The following is a 21,909-nucleotide window of genomic DNA, read 5'->3' on the forward strand; positions in this document are numbered from 1 at the left end:
TCGCTTATTCGATAATATTAAGTGACATTTATAAAAAATAGCATAAACCGTTAGTGTAAAAAACCAGCTCATTATTGATTAATGGCTGGTTTTTTTATGTGTTAATAAATCAATTATTAATCATGCTTATAATAGCAAGATTGGTAAAATCAACTTTCTGCAAAAACAGGTAATGGGTCAAAGCTAACTTTTGAACGTGGTAATTTCGCTACATCTTGCATACGCCAGTCATCTTTACCATCACTACTTACTTGTAGATAATATTTTGCTTTTAAAGGATCTATATCTACCTGCGCACTGTATTTATTGCCCTCGACATGTTGAAGTACGACATCGTGATCTTTTTTGATATCGGTTGCATGTGAGATAGACAGATCTAGTTTTTCAGGATAAGCTAGAGGATTGCCATTCAGCAGTTTACCTGATTGCAGACTCTGTTCAGGATAATTTAGATAGAATACAACATCACCATTATCTGCAAACTGCATTTCGCCGTGCAAATTTAAGTCATAAGTCAATTTGTCACGTGACACATCATGATAAAGCGTCTTACCATCCATATACCAGTCGTCACGTACCACGCTATCCCGAATTTGATAAGAGTAATAAACAAAAAAGATACAGGCCACTACGACAAATGCTGGCATGCCAATAACAAAAATAACCACCATGTAATTCTTATACCATGGCTGAGTATCTTGATGCTTAAAATTTGATGCTGGAGTAGACATAAAATACCTATTAATCAGATATCTGTTTATCAGATATCTATAAACTGTATCAATGGATAAGCTGACAGCGAGACAGCTGCCAGTTTAATGATAAATCGTCCACCTGCTAGCCACTGACTCACAGGTGAAATATAGAATTATATACTAGGGCGCATCCTCAGTCTGAATGAAAGCACCTAAATGGATTAAAAATGGTTAAATTTTGCCAAACTACTGGTTAATAGCACGATGTTATCTGCACTATTTTCCCAGTTTGGCTGCCATTTATCTCATTTTTATTACCACTTTTAAAATGAGGACCCGCACTAGCTAAGCTATCAAGCGCTTATAAAAACCTACTGCCCTTGAGTAGTAAATACGTTTTGTTTACTGACTTTATACTGACCATCTTCACTGGTCACATTTAGGGTCACTGACGTTTGTTCAAAATCGATAACCTTAGGATCGCCATAAATACTCACAGGCATATCAAAGCTTTCACCTGCTTCTAATGGTACATCGTTGAATCGCAGCGCCAAGCTCAAACCTTCTTGTGGAGCAAGGGTTATTGTATAGGTATGCGGCTCTTGTGTTTTATTAGTCAGCTTGACGATATAGCTGTTTTCAATCATGCCTTGATTATTCACTGAAGACAACTGATTACGGTCACGGCGAATATCAATCTCTAACGGTACACGGTCCGTCAATGCATAAATAACGCCACCACATAAGATAGTAATAACGGCTAAATAAGCAAATAGACGTGGACTGATGACGCGGGTATTTTCTTTTTCTGACAACTGTCGTTCTGTCGTATAACGAATGAGTCCACGTGGATACCCGACTTTATCCATAATTTCATTACAAGCGTCAATACAAGCAGCACATTGGATGCAACCAACTTGCAAGCCATCTCGAATATCAATCCCAGTCGGACAAACCTGTACGCACATGGTACATTCGATACAATCCCCTAAATGTTCAGGATGGGTGCCTTTTTTACGTGCCCCGCGAGGTTCGCCACGTTCATAATCATAAGACACAACTAACGTATCTTTATCAAACATAACGCTCTGAAAACGACCATAAGGACAGATCTGTACGCACATCTGCTCACGCATGTAGCCCGCATTGGCATAAGTGGCAAAGGTAAAGATAAACATTGATACCCATACCCATGTTGGCCAATCAGGAATGGGAACAAAGCCAATGGTTTGCCAGCTCTGATATAAATAATCTGTTCCAGCGACATAACTGACAAAAGTTGCCGCGGTAATCACTGAAAATACTAACCAAATAAAATATATCAAAGAACGTTTAAAAGCTTTTTTTGCGCTCATCGGTTCTTTGTCAAACTTGATACGCTTGTTGCGATCGCCAATCACCCATTTTTCAACATATTGATAAAGATGTGTCCAGATCGTCTGAGGGCAGGCATAGCCACACCAAACACGCCCCGCATACACAGTCACCATGAATAAAGTGAATGCGGCAATAATCGCAAAGGCGGCAATGAAGTAAAAATCTTGGGTCAAAAAAGTCATGCCAAAAATATAGTAATGCTGCGAGGGAACATCAAGCCATATTGCTTGCCTACCATTATAACGTAACCACGGCAAAAGCAGAAAAGCGGCTAAAAGCGCATACATCGTGACGACACGAATGTTTTGATAAAAACCGGTGACAAACCTAGGGTGAACTCGATGCTTGGTCGCATCAAGGTCAATTTGCTGTACAGGGATTTTATTGGGTTGTGGTGCTGACATAAACGTGCCTCTTTTAAAAAAGAATCAGTTTGCTGGCATGATGAACAAACATCTTTAATCATCAGATGTATGAGTGTGTGATGTTATCAATGTCAGTAAGTAGCGGATAAAATTTTGAACAGAAAAATATTTTAACCCATCTACCAAATGATCGATTGCAATTAGCTTAATGAGAATGGGTGATTATCTTCTAAATTCGCCACTAATAAGTGGTTTTTAGGTACTGTCATTTTAGCATTCTCCCTATTATAAATGGGGTAATAATCTTAAAAACCAATCAATATATCAGCATAATGATCGATATATTGATCGTACTATATGCAGTATTAAACCGCATTTCATTTACTACTCAAATTTTGATAATGCGGTAGCAGTTAATAAACTCTCATCGAAGAATTCATAAAAAAAGGAGAACTGCAATAACAGTTCTCCCTTTATCAAATCTTATCCACTGATGCTATGACAACCATCTTTAAATATTAGTTAGCCGTCGTTTCTACAGTGGTTGCTACTTGAGTAGCAGTTGGTGCTTTAGCAGCAGATTGAGGGGTTTTATCTGATAATGAGTAAACATAAGCTGCAAGCAGCATAATACGCTCATTACCCAGTTTGGTTTCCCACTCAGGCATCACACCAGCACGACCATAACGTAAGGTTTCGCGGATGGTCTCACGATCACCACCATATAACCAAATGTCATCCGTCAAGTTTGGCGCGCCAGTAGAAGTCATACCTTTGGCATCTGCACCATGACAAAGTACACAGTTAGTCGGCTCATTAAAGATTGCCTCACCTTGAGCGACTTGAGCTTTATCAAGCTCGTAACCAGGTTGGTTGCCAGATATTGACAGCACGTATTCAGATACCGCACGTACCCCATCTTCACCGATTTGATCACGCCATGCAGCCATACCACCAACTCGACCTTTATGTAGCGTGGTCAAAATGTTTGACGCTTCTCCGCCATATAACCAGTCATTGTCAGTTAGATTTGGATAGCCTACCGCCCCTTTGGCGTTAGAGCCATGACAGACCGCACAGTTCTGTAAGAACAAACGACTACCAACTTTTAAAGCATTCGGGTTTTCTGAAAGCTTTTCTACATAAGGTGATAGTTCTGCAGTTTTCTCATCAATTTGAGCTTGCAGATCTGCTGGTGGTGTTTCACTGCGGCGCATCGTTGCCTGTAACTCAGCAAGTGCCGCTAAGGTCTCTGTTGCACCACTAGCATCCGCTTTTGCTAAAATGTTTTTCTCAAAGTTATCCGTAAATACTTTGTTATTACTCTCAAGCTCGCTATATAGCTCGTTCTTAGAGGTCCACGGTACAATTTCGCCATCGACTTCTACAGTGGCAATACCTTCCCATTTTGATGGGAAGATACCTGGGAAAAATACCCAATAGGCAACACCCCAAGCAATAGAGCCAAAAAATATCACGAGCCACCATTTAGGCAATGGCTTGTCGTACTCTTTGATACCATCATAAGCGTGGCCTGTCGTACCGTCATCTTCTAGTTCTGGCTTGTACTTCAATACCATTAGTAAGACACCGAGGATAGCAGCCCAACACATGATACTTAGTATGGTAATCCAAGAACTCCAAAAAAATGTCATCGTTTATCCTTATTGCGCTGCTCTTCAGACAGAGATTTTATATCCTCGTCATCAAGCGCAAGTTGTGCATCTTCTTCGAAGCGTTTTTTGTTTTTTGGCGAATACGCCCACCATGCAACACCTACGAAGGCAACAAAGGCAGAAACGGTCGCAATTGTTTGTAATTCACCAATACCCATTAGCGCTGTCCTTCCATCGCGGTGCCCAGTTGCTGTAGATAAGCAACCAAAGCATCAAGTTCAGTGGCACCAAGTACAGCATCTGGTGCTCCTTCGATATCTTCTTCAGTGTAAGGTACACCAAAGCGATCACGGAATAGACGCATTTTAGTTTGAACGTTTTTACCATTCACTTCGTTGGTAGCAAGCCACGGGAAACCAGGCATTACTGATTCAGGTACTAGTGAACGTGGCGCAATTAAATGCTGCTTTTGCCAGTCTTCAGAATAACGACCGCCAACACGTGCCAGATCAGGTCCAGTACGTTTTGAACCCCATAAGAACGGGTGATCCCACGTAGATTCAGCAGCACGTGAGTAGGGCCCATAACGTTCAACTTCAGCACGTAGTGGACGAATCATCTGAGTATGACAAACGTGACAACCTTCACGAATATAGATGTCACGACCCTCAAATTCTAGTGCAGTCCATGGCTCCATAGAGGGCAGGGGAGCATTCACCCCACCTTCTTCAGGACCCTTGTTGTCATATATCAATGGTACGATTTCAACTAGCGTTGCAAAGCTAATAGCAATAACGATACCGATAACCAACAAGCCTGTATTTTTTTCAATAATTTCATGCGGTGTACCAGACATGATCGCTCCTTATACGTTAGCTGCTGAAGGTTTATCAACACTAGGTTCATGATCAGTAGGATCTGCGATATCGACAGGCTTACCTTCTGGCATTTTAAGTGTTTTATAAACGTTATATGCCATCACAAACATACCCGATACATACAAGAAGCCACCAAAAGCACGACCAATATATGGGAAATGTGAGAACTCAACTGTATCAACGAAGCTATATACCAGTGTACCGTCTGGATTAGTAGCTAGCCACATCATGCCTTGGCCAATACCTGAAATCCACATAGATACGATATAGAAAATAGTACCCGCTGTCGCCAACCAAAAATGCGTGGTGATTAAGCTGATAGAATACATCTTAGGTTTGTTATAAATACGTGGTAACAGTACATATAGCGAACCAATGGTAATCATACCTACCCAACCAAGTGCACCTGAGTGTACGTGACCGACTGTCCAATCCGTGTTATGCGATAACGCATTCACTGTCTTAATCGACATCATTGGACCTTCAAAGGTCGACATCGCATAAAACGACAATGCCACAATCATAAAGCGAATGATCGGATCGGTACGTAATTTATCCCAACTACCTGATAGTGTTAGCACGCCGTTAATCATACCACCCCAAGATGGCGCAAACAGGATGATTGAGAATACCATTGCTAGAGACTGCGTCCAATCTGGAAGCGCTGAATAATGCAAATGGTGACCACCAGCCCACATATATGACGCAATCAATGCCCAAAAGTGAACGATAGACAAACGGTAAGAATAAATAGGACGACCAATCTGTACTGGAACGAAGTAATACATCATTCCTAAGAAAGCTGCCGTTAGATAAAAACCTACCGCGTTATGTCCGTACCACCACTGCACCATCGCATCAGTCGCACCGCCAAATAACGAGTAAGACTTAAATGCGCTAACAGGAATCGCCATGCTGTTTACGATATGCAGTAATGCAATCGTAATAATAAAGGCTGCAAAGAACCAGTTAGCCACATAAATATGTGAGGTTTTACGTTTGATGAGCGTACCGAAGAAAACAATGGCATAAGAGATCCATACCAAGGCAATCAAAATATCGATTGGCCACTCAAGCTCAGCGTATTCCTTGGTCGATGTTAAACCTAAAGGTAGGGTAATAACCGCTGATACGATAACGGCTTGCCAACCCCAAAAGGTAAACCAAGCTAAATAAGGCGCAAATAACCTTGTCTTACAGGTACGCTGAACAATATAGTAAGACGTTGCGAACAGGGCAGAGCCACCGAACGCAAAAATGACCGCATTGGTATGTAGTGGTCTTAAACGACTAAATGTCAGCCATGGAATGTCAAAGTTAAGTGATGGCCATGCTAACTGTGAAGCAATGAACACACCAATACTCATGCCGACGATGCCCCATACCACGGCCATTATCGTAAAGAATCTTACGATAGTAATTTCGTACTCACGGTCAACTGGGGCGACTGCTGTGTTTTGTAAACTCATTGGATGATTCCTTTACAGCCCGAATTATCAACAGAATTAACTAACTCTCCGCGCTATCTGCATCATAAAAGTAATAGTCAGATAAAAATAGAATCGCGGTACATGCTGTTTTTTGTCTTGCTTATCACCATAATATTATTAACTATCAATCTAAGCTTTCGCTTTATATCAGCTGGTATTGAGGCATAAAGGCGTTTTAAACGCACGACACTCACAGCTGGTCGATAGTAGGATTGTTAATAAATCATTAAGGTGAATAAGAAGATGCGCCGTTTTTGAGCATCAAACATCCAAAGAGGTGAAGTATTTATCTTAATTATTACCAAAAATTCTGTACTAATGAAGATAGATACCAATATCCATAGGGCCATAAAAACGTACTGACCATAGACGTATGCTAGCGGCGGCTGACAAAAAAACATGTTTGCGTAATGTTTAGTTAAAACTCCCGACTCTGTTTAAGGGTATTGTAACGCAATCCTAATCAAATATCATCAGAACTATGCGGCAAAATACAAACTCTTTGGTAAAAATCTTAGCAAGCAACTTATTATAGCTGTGCAATTTGTCTATTTTATACCCAATTTTATCACGATTCTAGAAATACATTTTGGTGATAGATGGACAGTAATTACTACGCTTAGATATCATGACCAGCAGCATTTTTGTAACAATGGCCGCATGAGCACTCTAAATAAGTTTTACTTATCATCAAGTCGACCCTTATAATGAGGCTAAATATAAGTGATGATAGCAGTTTTTGTACTGCTATTATGAGCAACTATTTTATCACTTGATATCCAGTCAGGCGAGTGAGCCAAACAACGGTAGCCTGAAATAACACCAATTAAGGACAATAATATGGCAGTTTTTTTGACAGATGAGTGGTTTGAGCAAGTTGAGCAAATGGGTAATGAGGCAGGCGAGCTAAATTTGCCGCCAGCACTGGCGAATATGATCGTCAATCTAAAAGTATCTGACACTGAGCAAGACATCGAAGCGAACTTTGCAAACGGTTTATTGCATCGCGGCTTGAACGCCGCCGCGACAACCACATTGTTGCTTGACCGCAGTATCTTGCAATCAATCATCACTGATTTCGATACCAATGAAATTATGGGTGCTTTTATGGGTGGTAAAATTCGCGTTGAAGGCGATATGTCACAACTGATGGCAGTACAAACGGCACGCCCAAGTGCTGAACAAAAAGAGCTATATACTCGTATCAAATCAATGACGACCATGGCTTAATTTTATATTTTCAGGGTTTTATCCTGACGATTGTAAGAAGACAAAAAGCCCCTAATGCTTATTAGGGGCTTTTTATTTGATGATACATTTAATGGTCATTCTTAAAAGTAGTGGATGACTCGTAAAGTAGTTAACTGGCTTTTGATTGCTGCGCTGCACTTTGCTGGTTTTCTTTATAGATGGCAGCTTGTAGCCAGACGTTCGCTTGTACGTAGTCATGCACTTTAATAGAAGCCGTCTCTGGCGTGTTGAGCGCGCCGATACGAATCACGAAAGGATCGGCATCTTGTTCGCGTAGTATCACGACATCAAACAGGATAATGGATTTATCATTAAATGTTGTTTCTTGCTTGCCGAGCACCTGACCTTGGCACCATGCTTCATCTTCTTGTCCCAAAGTATCACCGAATAGATAGGCACACATGTGACCTAAGTTGATCTCAACTGGCGCCATTTGCGCTTTGGTCTCTGGTTTCCATTCTTTGATTTGCTCTTGCAGATCATCGGGTATTTTTCCATCATTGGCGGCAACGATGTCGTTAAATGCACGGTGGTAGCGGATCGCTTCTTGATCTTCAACCATGATGACTTCGTTTTGCTCACTTAGCTTAATCTCATGTGCCCAAGCGCTAAAGTTCACAAAGTAAGACGTGTCTCGCTGATATAAATGGCGATTGGTGGTGTAGAGCTGGTCAAAGGCGTAAATAATACTGCCATCAGCGGTACGCAAGCGTAATACAGCATCATGTGAATTGTCATTGGCAATGATGCGCTCAATCTTACAATTGAGTCCATACGGGCTATCGACACAAGGATAAGCATTGATAAAGCATTCAGGCTTGCCATTTTTCATGGCCAATACTTGATTGATATGACAAGGCTGGTTTTCAGAGAGCAGTAGGCAGCTGTCTTGAGCGCTGACATTGCTATTGAGGCCTTTAGGCATGGCCGCCTTTTCGATCATTTTTTGTAGCCATTCTGGCACGTCATGACTCATGTCATCGGTCAGAATACTCCAATGATCGGCATGACCTGCAGATTGTTCATCAGTCATGGTGATTTTAGTGGGAGATTGGACGTTTTTGTATTGATAATTAATGGTCATGAAGATACTCAAAATTAGTCAGCGTGAGGTTTGGACCTGAAACGGCTATTGCTGACTATCATAAGGCTTTATTTAACACGATAGATTTATGATAGTTGGCAACGTTGTCATCAGTAAAGGGTCAACAAACCACAATGAATGGTTAATGACAATTGTCCTTAGCATACAATATATAGGTATTGACGCAAGTAATAGCAAGCCCCTCATAAAAAATAGTAACAAAAGCCAGTTTTTTATTAAAAAATACGCCCAGTTTTTGCTAATGACTGGCACATATCAGCCAAATTGTGTCAAACTAGCTCCCTTTTGACGGCTGTCTTTGGCTCGTCTGAAACCCTGTTTTTGTGTTCGATTTATATGTGACTATGGCAAGTGCAGGTGTGAGATGCATTTGCTGTTGCTCGTTTTATAGTATATATAAAGTCGCACGTAGATAAGATAAAGAGTTTGAATATGTTTCGTCCTTTAGCGTTGTTTATCGGCTTACGATACACCCGAGCAGAGCGTAGTAATGGTTTTATCTCTTTTATCTCGCTGATCTCGATGATTGGTTTGACTCTTGGGGTTGCCGTATTGATCACGGTGCTATCAGTCATGAATGGTTTTGATCGGGAGTTAAAAACCCGTATTTTGGGTATGGTCCCGCAAGCAACGGTCGTTTCCACCGAGATTATCAGTGATTGGAAGCAATTGGCTGATAAAATTAAAGAAGATCCTGAAGTGGCAGCTGTAGCGCCCTTTATTCAACTGCAAGGGATGTTGACGTCAAACGGTCAGGTTGCAGGGATTATGGTCACTGGTGTCGATCCTGAATACGAAAAAGATGTCTCTATTATCAATGAACACATGGTTCAAGGCAGTATTGATACTTTACAAAGTGGTGAGTTCAATATTGTGCTAGGTGAAGAGATGGTACAGTCTCTAGGTCTGCAACTGGGTGATAAAGTGACGCTAGTGCTGCCAGAGGCATCGCCTTCACCAGCTGGCGTGATACCACGATTCAAGCGCTTTACCTTGACAGGTATTTTTACCATCAGTCCAGAAGTGGATAGCCTCATGGCATTTATCCCGATGGGTGATGCGGCAAAACTGTTGCGTCTGCCAGATGGCGCGCAGGGTGTGCGTATGAAGCTCAATGACATCTTTACCGCGCCGATGGCAGCAGAAAAAGCTGCCGCTATTGCCCCTCAGCAATTGTATCCTAATGATTGGACACAAACACATGGCAACCTATTTGGTGCAATTCAAATGGAAAAAGCCATGGTCGGCTTGCTGCTATTTTTAATTATCCTAGTGGCTGCTTTTAATATTGTTTCAAGTCTAGTGATGCTCGTAACTGACAAAAAAGCGGATATTGCGATTCTAAAAACTTTTGGTGCATCTCCTCGTTTGATTACCCAAGTGTTTATGGTGCAAGGTGTGGTCATCGGTGTGATTGGTACGATTGCTGGTACGATACTGGGCGTGATATTTGCGCTTACAGTGAGTGATATTTTAGGCTTTATTAATCAAGTCTTTAATTTGAACTTGTTTGATGCGTATTTTGTTAATTATTTGCCATCAGAGTTGCGTGTACTAGATGTGGTATTGATTACAGGTGCGTCTTTCGTACTGAGCTTTTTGGCAACCATTTATCCAGCACGCCGAGCGGCTAAGATTCAGCCTGCCCAGACACTACGCTACGAGTAATCTCAAATGCCTAAGTATGGGACTAAATACTGAACTAAGTATCAGACTCAGTATTGAAATAAGTATCGAAAAAAATAAAATAAAGGAAGCGCTATGTCTGCCATTTTAGAGGCGAAAAATATCAACAAGATATATGATGAAGGGGCGGTTAGTACGCAAGTACTGACTGGCTTGGATTTGACCGTCCATGCTGGCGAGCGCATCGCCATCGTTGGCACCAGTGGTTCAGGCAAGAGCACTTTGCTACACTTGCTTGGTGGTCTTGATACGCCAACCAGCGGTGAGGTCTGGCTACATGGTCAATTGTTAAATAGCATGAATGAAACTGAGCGCGGTGCCATGCGTAACAAGCATTTGGGATTTATTTATCAGTTTCACCATTTATTAGCCGAATTTACTGCCATTGAAAACGTTGCTATGCCGTTGCTGATGCGACCAGAAGTCTCAACGACTTCAGCAAGAGAGCAAGCAATTGCGATACTAGAAAGTGTCGGACTTGAGCATCGTCTGGCGCATAGACCTGGTGAGCTATCGGGCGGTGAGCGCCAGCGTGTGGCTATTGCCCGTGCTTTGGTTACGAAGCCATCGCTCATTTTGGCAGACGAGCCAACTGGTAATTTGGACTATGACAATGCGCAAAGCGTGTTCGGATTATTATCAGAGCTGCAGAATACCATGCAAACCGCACTATTAATGGTGACACATGATCGCAATCTCGCGGCGTTGGCGGATCGTCAGTTATTGCTACGTAATGGTCATTGGGAGCAGTATTAGCTGTTTTTTAACACTGCATTTTTTAGCGCTTTATTTGTAATAGCGTAAATGGTTATGGTTGCTAAGTAGTAGGGTGTGTCCTGATTTAAGTCAATGGATATCTATACGGGCTAAAATTTGTCAAACGTCGTTGAACTGAACTGCTGATTAATATTTACTATGATCTGTGTTATTTCTCTTGTTTAACGGCAATTTGTCTTGCTTTTATCATCATTATTAAATGAGGATATACCCTAGAAAGACAAGATTATGTTCAACAGACACTAAGTTTTTAATAAAAATAAACGCAAAATGGGGCTGAAAAATGCCGCCAATTTATTAAAGAAGGATTATTATGATGGATAGAGATGACGACCCAATCGCTGCTTTTGGCAGTGCCGAAGAAGGCAATGAACCGTTAAAACCCTATATGGATGTGACGTTATTCGAGACAATTGATAAACAGGAACAAATAGATCTATTAACACCCGTTTTTGATGCCATTACTTTGGCTGGCGTTGATTATGATCTAAAAGCTCAAGACAGTGCAACGGGCAAACGTTATACATTGCTTAAAGATGAAAAAGTGGTTGAAGTTTTCGTGATGGACACTAGCCTTACGGACAACATCCTTGCTGCCATAGAAAAGAATAAAGAAGCAGAGTGACTGGTATCAACAGAGAAAATGGCTTTTGTTTTTAAGTCATAGCCAGCTTAAGGTGATATCGAGACATAGCATAGAATAATCGAGGACAGATGGTAACCTAGATTGCTGGCGTTAGCGAATGGTTGAAAGTAAAGGGTGGTTCGCTACGTTATGGTTACCATGACTTGAGAACAGCAGCATATATTAGGTTTTAGGTGATTTATCAGAAGGTTCTTGCTGACGTTTTTGCCAGCTCACGACGGTTTTATATCGCCAAACAGCCTTAAATGCCAGTCCACAAACGATGCTGGTCACAATCGCTAATATCGTCAACCCTATGCAAAAAGCAGCAATCGATACCGTGCCGCGATAGGTAATAAATGGATTTGCACCATCTGATAGTGCCCATAAGCTAAAATCAGCAATCATCCTGCCGATAAGCCGCAAACTAATCATCGGTACGTCAAGGATTTTGGCACCGATATAATAGCCTGCATAAAAGATGGGCAAGCTCGTGAGTGGATTGGTAATCCAAGTCAAGCCGAGTGCCATGGGAACATTGGCACGAAAAATCAATGAGCCAACTAGAGCCAGTAGCATTTGCCCTGGCAATGGGAAAAATGCACTAAGCACCCCGATATAGACCGCTTTATTTAAGCTATGTCGATTAAAGTGCCATAATCGTGGATCAGCCAAATGCGGTGCGAACAGTTTTAAGGTGCGACTTTCTAAGATTTTCTCTGGCGTAGGAAGTAGGTCTTTCAGACGTTTTTGGGGCACAGGATCGCCTTTTGTAATCGTTAGCTAAAGTCCGCTCAATCTCATTGATGGTCTGCTATAAAGTAATATTATTCATAAAGTGTACAGCTGAGAATATAGAGGATAATGATGTTAGATTATCATCATCGCAATATGTCAGTCAGTATAGGGTAATAGTTATATAAATGCTATTGCATGACGTATCAGTTGTTGTTTCTGGTTTTAGTATCAATCTGTGTTTTAGCATTCCGGTACATTTTCGTCGTATTAAGTGGCTATTTATCATAATAAATGGCTTTATTTAGGCAAAAACTAATATTCACCTCATCAAGCAAGGAGCGCTGGTGTACTGGTTGATTGGTAGCTTGATTATTATCGCCATGATGGGCGTTTTGGCAGTCGCAGATAGTATGGCGATACCCACTAGTTCATCGTTAATGGATATATTGAATACTCCCACCTTATCTTTGTCGCTCATTATTTTTGCTATTATACTGATTGTTATTGCCCAGTTTAATGTACCTTCTGCAAAACCCAGCCATTTATCGCAACATACTGCGGGTCTCTCTTCACGTAATCCTTCATATAATATTTCACATAAATCTAAACTCTTCTTTCGTATCTTGACTCATGTTTTAGTTGCTGTATTGGCAATTGGATTAATCATTGGCAGTGGGCTGCAAGCCCTGATTAGCCATCAGCAAGCAGAACTAACAGAAATCACTGAGCCAATGCGTGTACAAGCATTAGTCACCATCGAAGGAATAAGTGACAGCGTTTATGACGTCGCCACGGACAGTGGCTATCGACAAGTTGCTGTCATTAGTGATATATCACCCTTGGTGTCGGCGTTGGCGGTTGAAGATTTAGATGCCATGACCAGTAACTTTCTAATAGATGAAAATAATAGCCTAAGCAATAATAGATTGTATGAAAATAACAATAACAATAACAATAACAATAACGGTAAGGATGGCACGTACCGTGTATTGCTCAATGGTTATCCAAAAAATCCATCAAAACAATCATCCAAGAAAAATTTGGACAACAATCCGTTTGACCGCTTAAATTACTTACAACCTGGCGATCAGCTGTTTATGAGTTTAGCCCTTGCACCACTGGCGACCTCTGAGCAAGCGTTGAGCAATCCATCTGGTTTTGACAGTTATCGCTGGCTGCGAGGTCGTCATATTGATGGAGTCGCTAATATATTGACCGTTGGCACATCAAATGTCACCAATACTGAGGTATCAAAGCCAGCATTTTCCTCTTCTTCATATCTGCAGCGTTTTCAGACTTATATCAACCAAGGACGTTGGCAATTACGCCAGTATTTTTATCAAGATTGGTCGACACAGACCACAGCAGCGCAACAGGCAAAAGCGGTCACTTTAAGTTTGCTCACAGGTGATCGCAGTTTAATCAATCGCGATACCAAAGATCTATATCAGCTGGCTGGTATTTCACATTTGCTGGCTATCTCTGGCACCCATGTGTTGTTTTTAGCGATTATGCTGGCAGGTGCGGCGGTGTTGCTTTTTGATCGGCTATGGCCAAAGGTTTATCGTTATGTACCGCGTTGGCAAGTGCGCTGGTGGGTGATGATCGCTGCTGCTTTTATTTATGCGCTATTTACTGGTTTTGATGTACCCGCTGCTCGTACCGCATGGATGTTATTTGCGATAGGTTTGGTACGTTTAACATTATTGCCGGTTAGTACGATGCGGGTGTTGTTTGCCTTGGCAGTGTTGATGGCATGGCTTGATCCCTACGTATTATGGCAGGCAGGGTACTGGCTATCTTTTATTGCAGTGGTATTACTCCTTAAATATGATGATGCATCATATACGCAATCAGCTGTCGTATCAGAAACGGCACCTGCTCATAATGCCAGTGTAGTAGAGACTGCGTTCAAGCATATTTGGATAATAGTCAAACGTGTATTCAAATTACAATTTTGGCTATTTATTACTTTACTGCCTATTACATTGCTATTATTTGGCAAGGCGTCGCTGTGGGGTCTTGTCATCAATCTGTTTGCTATCGGTTTATTTGGTTGGGTGATTGTGCCACTTAATCTGTGGGCAGGGCTTTGCTATCTTTTATCACCTGCTATTGCTGATAGTATTTGGCTGCTCGTTAGCGCCATTGTCGCGAAATTGCATGAACTGATAACGTGGTTAACTTCATTACCTGCATTGTCAGAAGCGTGGCTTTATACCCCCGTGAATGTCGCCATATTGCTGATGGTACTATTAAGTATGTTGCCATGGCTACTACCACGAGGGTTTATCAGTCGTTGGCTGGCACTGCCGCCGCTCACCTTATTAATGATGACAGTATATGCCAATCAGCAATCACTCACGACGATACCGACCTTATATATCTTACCAACGGGTGACCCCTATATAAGCGCTGCTTTGTTGCAGTATCCTGTTGCCAATAATAAGCAGTCATCCACAACAGATACGCATAAGACAAACATCAGCTGGCTATTTTTATCTGACCACAGACCCAATGTCGCACGAACGATGCCCAGTAATCTAACGGCGAATAAGCTGTCGATGACATTGGCGCAGCAGCTGGGTAGCTTGTCAGTTGATACACTAGAAGGTATAGTCGTGCAGAGTAGTAGTGCTGGATTGACGGATACGCTTACTACTGATAAGACGTATTTAGCTTCTAATGCTTCTGCTTCTACTAATGCTAGTGCTTCTGAGCTGTTGCCTTTGACGGTTTTTCAGCTTAATCAGCGTTTACCTATTAGTCAGTATTGGCAAGCAGGGCGCTCTGATCATTGGTCTGCATTTCAGCAAGCCTATAAAGTCACTAGCCAATCCAAGGACATTACGAATATTAGTGTGCAACGCTGTGAACAAGGCAAAACGTGGCAGTTGGGCAATGGTGATTTGTCCATACAAGCATTGACAGGGTGGAGCAAAATAGACAGTCCGAGTGTTTGGGATTGTACAGTGGCTATAGATGCCAGCTTGCCCATAAGGGTATTAAAATATAATGCGGCTGATCCACTCAAATCAACACCTGCCACTGCGCAAACACTCACATCAAGTAGCCAGCCACCGACTCATCAAGCCAATATGCCTCAGGCACGTCTGATATTAAATGCAGATACTCATCAGCGTATCTGGCAAATGTGGACATTGTTATGTCCAGTTGAACCACCCGAGCAACCACGCACTTTTCGTAATGTGACATGGCTAGGACATAGCACATCACAGATAACTGCTAAGGTGATAAATCGTCAAACAATCAATGAAATGATCACTTATGATGACAAAATGCCAGAAGCAACGTTGTCTCTCAATGCGGCAGTAGATACTACTAATATGACGCCGTAAAAATATCGCTTGTCTAATCAATGTTACAATATAGTGATATTTCACAGTTATACTATTGAACCATGATTGAAATACCACCATACTTAGCAGCCTATGAATATAGATGACTGTGAACGTATTTGGAGTGAGAAGCAGCTCCTTATTACTGACTGTATTTCTATCTTCTCTTTTTATTGCTTTAGATTGTTTCTGACTTAGGAAGTTATATGCCCAACTGGCCACCAGACCCTAACAAACGTCCTGACAATTCGGCAAATCAGCCAGTACCGATGTCGCCGCCAAGCCAGCCGAGTGGACAAGAATGGCGATTGCTTGAAAATACTTTATTGGCTAGTGTGGTCGAGCAACGCCGCGCCCGTCGCTGGAGTATCTTTTTTAAACTATTGACCTTTGGTTATATTTTACTAATATTTCTGACGCTTGGTCGTAGTTGCAGCAGCAGCACGCCAACGGGTCTAGATGGTGTCGACACTAGCAAGCCGCATTTAGCCGTGGTTGAGCTACAAGGTGTCATTAGTAGTGGCGATGTGGCCAACGCTTATGATGTCAATGAGGCATTGACCCGTGCTTTTGAAAACAGCAATTCAAAGGCGGTAGCCTTGGATATCAATTCACCTGGTGGCTCACCAGTACAGTCTGATGAGATTTGGCAGACTATGATGGATTTGCGTAAAGAATATCCAGACAAAAAACTCTATGCAGTGATTGGTGATATGGGTGCTTCTGGCGCATATTATATTGCTTCTGCGGCGGATGAGATTTATGTGAACCCATCAAGTTTGGTTGGCTCTATCGGCGTGATTATGCCAAGCTATAACATCAAAGGTTTGATGGATAAAGTCGGCGTAGAAGATCGGACGATTACTGCTGGTGAATACAAAGACATCTTAAGTTTGTCACGTCCGTTAACGGACTATGAAGAAAAACATGTCGAAAAAGTATTGGACAACACCCACAAGCATTTCATTAATGCAGTGAAAGAAGGTCGCGGTGATCGTCTCAAAAATCCTGAACAAAATAAACTGTTCTCAGGATTATTCTGGACAGGCGAGCAGTCGATTGAGCTTGGCTTAGCCGATAAGAAAGGCAGCATCGCTAGCTTAGAAAAGCAGTTAGAGCTGGATAATGTCATCAATTATAGCCCAACAGATCCGTTCCAATTATTCATGGACCGCTTTGCTGTTAAATTGGGTGCGGGCATTGGCTCTAGTGTCAGCCTTGATGTTTTACCGCAAGAAGAAGGTAATGCGCAGATGCGTTAAGCGTTTTATGTTTGAGATTTACTGTGTATGATTGTTGAGGCTGAGCGTATGATTATGCTCAGCCTCAATTGTATATGAGATTCAATGGTTATAAAAAATACCCTAAATAGCGACTTAAATCGAAGAGAGCTTGTCATGAGTGATGAAATTAATTTGCCAACTTTTACTGCTTTACCTGTCTCTACAATAACCAACAAACCTGTCTTGCATTTTGCTCATGCTAATGGGATGCCAAGTGCGGTTTATCAGCCATTTTTTGAGAAGTTAACAGAATTTTTTACCATTGAATATATTGCCATGCTGGGTGCAACGCCTGATTATCCAGTCGATGACCATTGGCGCAGCCTTACACAGCAGATTATTGATAGTGTCAAAAATACCTGTGAGAAGCATGGCGTAACGCAAGTAGTGGCAGTGGGTCATTCGCTGGGTGCGATGTGTACCTTGCAGGCATTGTATCGTGCGCCGCAGTACTTTGCCCAAGCGGTACTCATGGATCCACCTTGGATTTATGGCAAAGTGAGCTTGCTATGGCATTTGGCAAAGACGGCGGATAGATTGCCGATGATGAATAACCGCCTGATGGATAAATTGTCACCAGCTGGCGTGTCTAAGCATCGCCGTGATGTCTGGGAGAGCCGCGCAGATGCGTATGATAAGATGCGGCACAAAGGCTTTTTCAAAAACTTTGATGAACGCAGTTTTCAAGGCTATATCGAGCATGGGCTACACGAACGTGCGGATGGCAAAGTGACATTGGCGATTCCGAAAGCCAGTGAGGTCGCTGTCTTTCGCACCAATCCATCTTGGTATTGGCTGGCACCAAATCATGGACCAAAGCCGCCTGTTACTTTGATTATCGGTCAAGACAGTATCTTTTTAAAACGCCGATTTCCGCAACAAATAAAGTCGCGTTTGGATATTCCTTATGAGACCCATGTCGGTGGTCATATGTTCCCACTTGAGTATCCAGAGTCCGTATCTCAGCAAGTATTATCATTAATTGAGCAGCAATTACCAACATAATCGCTGATTATCATTTACGCTCATTATTGCTTATGCTAGGGCGTGTCCTCATTTTAAAAATGGTGATAAAAATGAGATAAATTGCCGTCAAACAAGGAAAGTAGCGCAAATAATATCGAGATATTGATAAGCTATTTAACGATGTTTGGCAAAATTTAGCCATTTTTAACTCATTTAGAGGATAATCGATTGAATTGAGGACACGTCCTAGATGCGAGCTAACAAAATATCCGTTTGAGTAATGACTTTATGCTAAAAAATGCTACTGGTTCGCACAATCTTAATACGCCGCCTAAGCGCACGCCGCTATTTTCACGATTGGGTGTGTTTCTACTGACTGTTAGCATGCTAATGGCATTTTTTATCAGTCAGCTGCTAGGCGTGTATATCGCTGGCAAGCTGGTATTACCGGCTGCTAAAAATTCAACCATGGCTGATATTTTCTTTTTCGGCAGCAACGATGGCACTGTGGTCAGCCTCTCTATTATGATAGGCTGCGTGCTACTGGTTGCTATTAGTCTCTTGGTTATTCGTATAAGAGGGGGCGATAGTCGTCAGTATTTAGCGCTAAAGCCGTTCTCATTTGCAGTGGGTATGGGATTGCTTGGGCTGCTGTTGATATTTATGATTGGCAGTCAGGCATTGACTTATTTGCTTGATAAATCGCCATTGCTCTTCGTCGACCCTTTATATCAGTCTGTCAGCTCAGTATGGCTGTTGATATTTGCAATGGTCATTGTCGCGCCAATCTATGAAGAGCTGATATTTCGTGGTCTATTATGGTCAGCGATCGCAGAGCAATTTACCTCGTCAACTTATTCAAAGCATCGAGGGGCGATCGTAGCAAGTGTCGTGACCAGCTTGATATTTGCGGTGATCCATGTGCAGTATGGTATTTATGAAATCAGTACCATTGTGGTACTGGCATTGATATTTTGCTACGCGCGTATCAAGTCAGGTTCGCTGTTACTGCCGATATTATTGCATATCGTGAATAATGGGGCGGCGATGTGGCAATATATTGCGCAAATCGCCTAAATAAACAATGGCTATTTCGGCGTTATTATTACACTTTTATAGCTATCGTCATAATAATGAATTTTCTTAAGCATTAGGATTTAGTAGTAACACCTCATCCGCTGTCCGTTTGATATCGTCGATTGTTAGCTGAGGTTTACCACTTAATGCCTGTCGCCATTTGCGCGCACCCGTCAGTCCTTGAAACAACCCTAAATAATGTCTTGTCATCGTTGGCAGTGCTTCACCTTTAGCAATCTGCGCCTCCATATACGGATACAGCTGCGCTAGAATATCTGAGCGCTTAGGTGCTGGTTCGTTCCATAAGCTATTGGTTTCTGCTAATAGGTAGGGGTTGTGATAAAACGCGCGACCAATCATCACGCCATCCACATGCTGCAAATGTGCTTCGATGTCTTTAACGGTATCGATGCCGCCATTAATCTCGATATCAAGCTGTGGAAAATCTTGTTTGAGACGATAGACATCCTCATAACGTAGCGGTGGTATTTCTCGATTTTGCTTGGGGCTAAGCCCTTGTAGCCATGCAGTGCGTGCATGGACAATAAAGCGTGTACAACCCGCTGCTGCCACTTTTTCTACAAAATCTACCATAAACTCATAACTGTCAAAATCATCGATACCAATACGATGCTTCACGGTTACTGGGATATCGACCGCCGCTTGCATGTGCTTGACCAAATCGGCAACCGTGTGCGGCTCTGCCATGAGGCAAGCACCAATCTTATTATGCTGTACGCGATCAGAGGGACAACCAACATTGATATTGACCTCATTATAACCATGCTGCTGCGCAAATTCAGCACATTGCGTCATCTCGCTAATATCTGCTCCGCCCAACTGTAGTACCAGCGGATGCTCAAGCGTATCAAAGCGCAGATGCCGTGCTCGATTGCCATGTATCAGCGCGCCCGTACTGATCATCTCGGTGTACAAATAAACATGCGGATTAAAAAGCCGAGCGAAATAACGATAGTCCGTCGTTGTCCAGTCGATCATGGGTGCAACGGAAAGACGTTTGTTGGTCATATCAACCATGGTTTTGAGCCTTAATATTTTAATATTGGTGTCTTAAATAAATGAACAAGGTGCAATGTATGAGACATGCGATTGCACCTTAATTTTTAATTTCAATCGTTAAGCAGATAATAGGCAGCCATTAACTAGCTAAATAATGTGGTCGATTTTTTTAAATTCAGGCAAATTATAAAAATAAATACCCATTATTATGCCGATAAAACCGATAAATGCAATGTAGAGCGCTGGTGAGAAACTCACATACAAAGTGGCATAGCCCAGTCCAAAAGGCACAAGCACTCCAACAATACCGTAGGCGATATTATAACAAAAGGCCATTCCTGTTAGTCTTACATTGGTCGGAAATAACTGTACAAGGATGGCAGGTATCATCCCAACGATGCCAGCACAAAAGCCTAAAAGCGCATACATAATAAGGATGTAGTCACCGCTGGCTTGCAGATGGTAGAAAAAGGCAAACATCTGAGCGATCAAAAGAATAGAGCCAACCGTCAGAATCTTACCGAAGTTTTGATGGTTGGATATTATCCCATAAAAAATACAACCAAAAACCATGAACACAATACCCAGACTGTGTGAGAATCCAAATAAATCGCTGTCTAAGGTAAAACGTAATTCAATCAAATCGGGTAGCAATAGCACAACAACGGTCGTGATGCTAGAAACAATAAGCGTGAGAACCATGCCGATAAATAGCGAATGTTTGCAATGCTTAAAGAGTAAATTAAAGGGTTTGGCAACATAATCGCTTGGTTTTGAGTTTTTCATTTCCAGAAAAAAGGGTGACTCATCTATCCATCGCCACGCCAATAATGGTAATAAACTCAGAATAGCCGCGATGAAAAATGGCAAGCGCCAGCCGTAATTAGCCAATTGCTCAGTCGTCATAGAATTGGTTAACCAAAGAAAAAAGGCATTAGAAAACAACACGCCTACATAAAAACTGGCGGTGACATAGCTACAAGATACTGACGAATATTGGCGCGGTACATGCTCTGCCACAAAAACCCAAGCGAGTGGCACATAAAGACCAAATGCCATGCCTTGTATCAGCCTCAAGACTATAAATAAGGTTGGTGCAATCAGCCCCCATTGCCCATAGGTCGGTAAGCATGCCATCGCCAACAAGCTGACCGCCGTCACTAATATACTAATCAATAGTATGGGTTTTCGGCCTTTGATATCACCATAACGACCAAAGATGATACCGCCAAGTGGGCGTGCCAAATAGCCAATTGCAAATAGACCAAGCCCTTGCACCTTTGTAATAGCTGGGTCGATATTAGCAGGGAAAAAAGCGGTCGCCATGATATCTGCTAGATATAAATAAATCAAAAAATCAAAAAACGCGACTGCGCTGCTAAAGCAGATAAACAGTACGGTGTTTCTGTCTTTAGAAGACATCATTGCATATTGAGAACGAGAAGGCATAATAGGTCGCGCATCCACATATAATAGTATTCGTTAAGCCGATTATTATCTGGATAACCGGCTATAATAAAAAACGACAAATCAATATGAAAAATAATGATTTGCCGAAAAAATAAAGACGTTTGAGCTAAAAGTTATTGAGCAACAAGCCT

General features: G+C 42.0%; 18 protein-coding genes. 8 read left to right on the forward strand and 10 right to left on the reverse strand.

Annotated features, from left to right (window positions below):
- Window positions 1-149 precede the first annotated feature (149 nt).
- The 6 genes from ACI2JM_RS11615 to ccoN all read right to left on the reverse strand — a co-directional run bounded on the left by ACI2JM_RS11615 (window position 150) and on the right by ccoN (window position 6,400).
- A complete protein-coding gene (locus ACI2JM_RS11615) occupies window positions 150-731 on the reverse strand; it encodes a FixH family protein (protein ID WP_404644327.1) in 582 nt (193 codons plus the stop codon).
- A 335-nt stretch (window positions 732-1,066) separates the two neighbouring features.
- Window positions 1,067-2,476, reverse strand: coding sequence for a cytochrome c oxidase accessory protein CcoG (gene ccoG / locus ACI2JM_RS11620; RefSeq protein WP_404644329.1), 1,410 nt, complete (start codon window positions 2,474-2,476; stop codon window positions 1,067-1,069).
- 479 nt (window positions 2,477-2,955) lie between these two features.
- Window positions 2,956-4,092, reverse strand: a complete 1,137-nt coding sequence (gene ccoP, locus ACI2JM_RS11625; RefSeq protein WP_404644331.1) for a cytochrome-c oxidase, cbb3-type subunit III — start codon at window positions 4,090-4,092, stop codon at window positions 2,956-2,958.
- Window positions 4,089-4,271 (reverse strand): CcoQ/FixQ family Cbb3-type cytochrome c oxidase assembly chaperone, encoded by a 183-nt coding sequence (locus ACI2JM_RS11630; RefSeq protein WP_010199605.1) that lies wholly within the window; start codon window positions 4,269-4,271, stop codon window positions 4,089-4,091. Before ACI2JM_RS11630 ends, ccoP begins: the two co-directional genes overlap by 4 nt.
- A complete protein-coding gene (gene ccoO / locus ACI2JM_RS11635) occupies window positions 4,271-4,909 on the reverse strand; it encodes a cytochrome-c oxidase, cbb3-type subunit II (RefSeq protein ID WP_404644333.1) in 639 nt (212 codons plus the stop codon). Before ccoO ends, ACI2JM_RS11630 begins: the two co-directional genes overlap by 1 nt.
- Window positions 4,910-4,918: 9 nt before the next feature.
- Entirely contained in the window at window positions 4,919-6,400 is a 1,482-nt protein-coding gene (gene ccoN / locus ACI2JM_RS11640; RefSeq protein ID WP_201560066.1) for a cytochrome-c oxidase, cbb3-type subunit I, read from the reverse strand.
- Window positions 6,401-7,261: 861 nt separating this feature from the next.
- On the opposite strand from ccoN, the gene ACI2JM_RS11645 reads away from it, so the two are divergent.
- Window positions 7,262-7,651, forward strand: coding sequence for an SCP-2 sterol transfer family protein (locus tag ACI2JM_RS11645; RefSeq protein ID WP_404644335.1), 390 nt, complete (start codon window positions 7,262-7,264; stop codon window positions 7,649-7,651).
- Window positions 7,652-7,781: 130 nt separating this feature from the next.
- On the opposite strand, the gene ACI2JM_RS11650 is transcribed toward ACI2JM_RS11645, so the two are convergent.
- Window positions 7,782-8,756 (reverse strand): hypothetical protein, encoded by a 975-nt coding sequence (locus ACI2JM_RS11650; protein ID WP_109589131.1) that lies wholly within the window; start codon window positions 8,754-8,756, stop codon window positions 7,782-7,784.
- Between the two features lie 453 nt (window positions 8,757-9,209).
- Between ACI2JM_RS11650 and ACI2JM_RS11655 the strand changes: the two genes are divergently transcribed.
- From ACI2JM_RS11655 to ACI2JM_RS11665, 3 genes are all read left to right on the forward strand, one after another.
- Complete coding sequence (locus ACI2JM_RS11655) at window positions 9,210-10,445, forward strand: lipoprotein-releasing ABC transporter permease subunit (RefSeq protein WP_055123885.1); 1,236 nt, start codon at window positions 9,210-9,212, stop codon at window positions 10,443-10,445.
- Window positions 10,446-10,538: 93 nt separating this feature from the next.
- Window positions 10,539-11,219 (forward strand): lipoprotein-releasing ABC transporter ATP-binding protein LolD, encoded by a 681-nt coding sequence (gene lolD, locus ACI2JM_RS11660; RefSeq protein WP_045451357.1) that lies wholly within the window; start codon window positions 10,539-10,541, stop codon window positions 11,217-11,219.
- A 334-nt stretch (window positions 11,220-11,553) separates the two neighbouring features.
- On the forward strand, window positions 11,554-11,865 hold the full coding sequence (locus tag ACI2JM_RS11665; RefSeq protein WP_404644338.1) for a hypothetical protein: 312 nt from the start codon (window positions 11,554-11,556) through the stop codon (window positions 11,863-11,865).
- A gap of 183 nt (window positions 11,866-12,048) precedes the next feature.
- On the opposite strand, the gene ACI2JM_RS11670 is transcribed toward ACI2JM_RS11665, so the two are convergent.
- Window positions 12,049-12,624: a DUF2062 domain-containing protein gene (locus ACI2JM_RS11670; RefSeq protein WP_227694148.1), complete on the reverse strand. Its 576-nt coding sequence runs from the start codon at window positions 12,622-12,624 to the stop codon at window positions 12,049-12,051.
- A 323-nt stretch (window positions 12,625-12,947) separates the two neighbouring features.
- Between ACI2JM_RS11670 and ACI2JM_RS11675 the strand changes: the two genes are divergently transcribed.
- The 4 genes from ACI2JM_RS11675 to ACI2JM_RS11690 all read left to right on the forward strand — a co-directional run bounded on the left by ACI2JM_RS11675 (window position 12,948) and on the right by ACI2JM_RS11690 (window position 19,288).
- Window positions 12,948-15,962, forward strand: a complete 3,015-nt coding sequence (locus ACI2JM_RS11675) for a ComEC/Rec2 family competence protein (RefSeq protein WP_404644340.1) — start codon at window positions 12,948-12,950, stop codon at window positions 15,960-15,962.
- Between the two features lie 206 nt (window positions 15,963-16,168).
- Window positions 16,169-17,224 (forward strand): signal peptide peptidase SppA, encoded by a 1,056-nt coding sequence (gene sppA / locus ACI2JM_RS11680; RefSeq protein WP_404644342.1) that lies wholly within the window; start codon window positions 16,169-16,171, stop codon window positions 17,222-17,224.
- A 135-nt stretch (window positions 17,225-17,359) separates the two neighbouring features.
- Complete coding sequence (locus ACI2JM_RS11685; RefSeq protein WP_404644344.1) at window positions 17,360-18,250, forward strand: alpha/beta fold hydrolase; 891 nt, start codon at window positions 17,360-17,362, stop codon at window positions 18,248-18,250.
- A gap of 249 nt (window positions 18,251-18,499) precedes the next feature.
- Window positions 18,500-19,288, forward strand: a complete 789-nt coding sequence (locus ACI2JM_RS11690; protein WP_404644346.1) for a lysostaphin resistance A-like protein — start codon at window positions 18,500-18,502, stop codon at window positions 19,286-19,288.
- 66 nt (window positions 19,289-19,354) lie between these two features.
- On the opposite strand, the gene dusA is transcribed toward ACI2JM_RS11690, so the two are convergent.
- Together dusA and ACI2JM_RS11700 are read right to left on the reverse strand one after the other, a co-directional pair.
- The gene (dusA, locus tag ACI2JM_RS11695; protein WP_404644348.1) at window positions 19,355-20,326 is read right to left on the reverse strand and encodes a tRNA dihydrouridine(20/20a) synthase DusA; all 972 of its coding nucleotides are present in this window, start codon (window positions 20,324-20,326) and stop codon (window positions 19,355-19,357) included.
- A gap of 129 nt (window positions 20,327-20,455) precedes the next feature.
- Window positions 20,456-21,757 carry an MFS transporter gene (locus tag ACI2JM_RS11700; RefSeq protein WP_045451556.1) on the reverse strand — a complete coding sequence of 434 codons (1,302 nt, stop codon included), beginning with the start codon at window positions 21,755-21,757 and terminating at the stop codon, window positions 20,456-20,458.
- Between the last annotated feature and the right edge of the window lie 152 nt (window positions 21,758-21,909).

The sequence above is a fragment of the Psychrobacter sp. NPDC064578 genome, from assembly GCF_044901245.1.
GTDB classification, from domain to species: Bacteria; Pseudomonadota; Gammaproteobacteria; order Pseudomonadales; family Moraxellaceae; genus Psychrobacter; species Psychrobacter cibarius_C.

Excerpts from the sequence above, each read along its gene's own strand:
- ACI2JM_RS11615 (WP_404644327.1), bottom strand. The coding sequence starts at position 731 with ATGTCTACTCCAGCATCAAATTTTAAGCATCAAGATACTCAGCCATGG.
- ccoG (WP_404644329.1), bottom strand. The coding sequence starts at position 2,476 with ATGTCAGCACCACAACCCAATAAAATCCCTGTACAGCAAATTGACCTT.
- ccoP (WP_404644331.1), bottom strand. The coding sequence starts at position 4,092 with ATGACATTTTTTTGGAGTTCTTGGATTACCATACTAAGTATCATGTGT.
- ACI2JM_RS11630 (WP_010199605.1), bottom strand. The coding sequence starts at position 4,271 with ATGGGTATTGGTGAATTACAAACAATTGCGACCGTTTCTGCCTTTGTT.
- ccoO (WP_404644333.1), bottom strand. The coding sequence starts at position 4,909 with ATGTCTGGTACACCGCATGAAATTATTGAAAAAAATACAGGCTTGTTG.
- ccoN (WP_201560066.1), bottom strand. The coding sequence starts at position 6,400 with ATGAGTTTACAAAACACAGCAGTCGCCCCAGTTGACCGTGAGTACGAA.
- ACI2JM_RS11645 (WP_404644335.1), top strand. The coding sequence starts at position 7,262 with ATGGCAGTTTTTTTGACAGATGAGTGGTTTGAGCAAGTTGAGCAAATG.
- ACI2JM_RS11650 (WP_109589131.1), bottom strand. The coding sequence starts at position 8,756 with ATGACCATTAATTATCAATACAAAAACGTCCAATCTCCCACTAAAATC.
- ACI2JM_RS11655 (WP_055123885.1), top strand. The coding sequence starts at position 9,210 with ATGTTTCGTCCTTTAGCGTTGTTTATCGGCTTACGATACACCCGAGCA.
- lolD (WP_045451357.1), top strand. The coding sequence starts at position 10,539 with ATGTCTGCCATTTTAGAGGCGAAAAATATCAACAAGATATATGATGAA.
- ACI2JM_RS11665 (WP_404644338.1), top strand. The coding sequence starts at position 11,554 with ATGATGGATAGAGATGACGACCCAATCGCTGCTTTTGGCAGTGCCGAA.
- sppA (WP_404644342.1), top strand. The coding sequence starts at position 16,169 with ATGCCCAACTGGCCACCAGACCCTAACAAACGTCCTGACAATTCGGCA.
- ACI2JM_RS11685 (WP_404644344.1), top strand. The coding sequence starts at position 17,360 with ATGAGTGATGAAATTAATTTGCCAACTTTTACTGCTTTACCTGTCTCT.
- ACI2JM_RS11690 (WP_404644346.1), top strand. The coding sequence starts at position 18,500 with ATGCTAAAAAATGCTACTGGTTCGCACAATCTTAATACGCCGCCTAAG.
- dusA (WP_404644348.1), bottom strand. The coding sequence starts at position 20,326 with ATGGTTGATATGACCAACAAACGTCTTTCCGTTGCACCCATGATCGAC.
- ACI2JM_RS11700 (WP_045451556.1), bottom strand. The coding sequence starts at position 21,757 with ATGCCTTCTCGTTCTCAATATGCAATGATGTCTTCTAAAGACAGAAAC.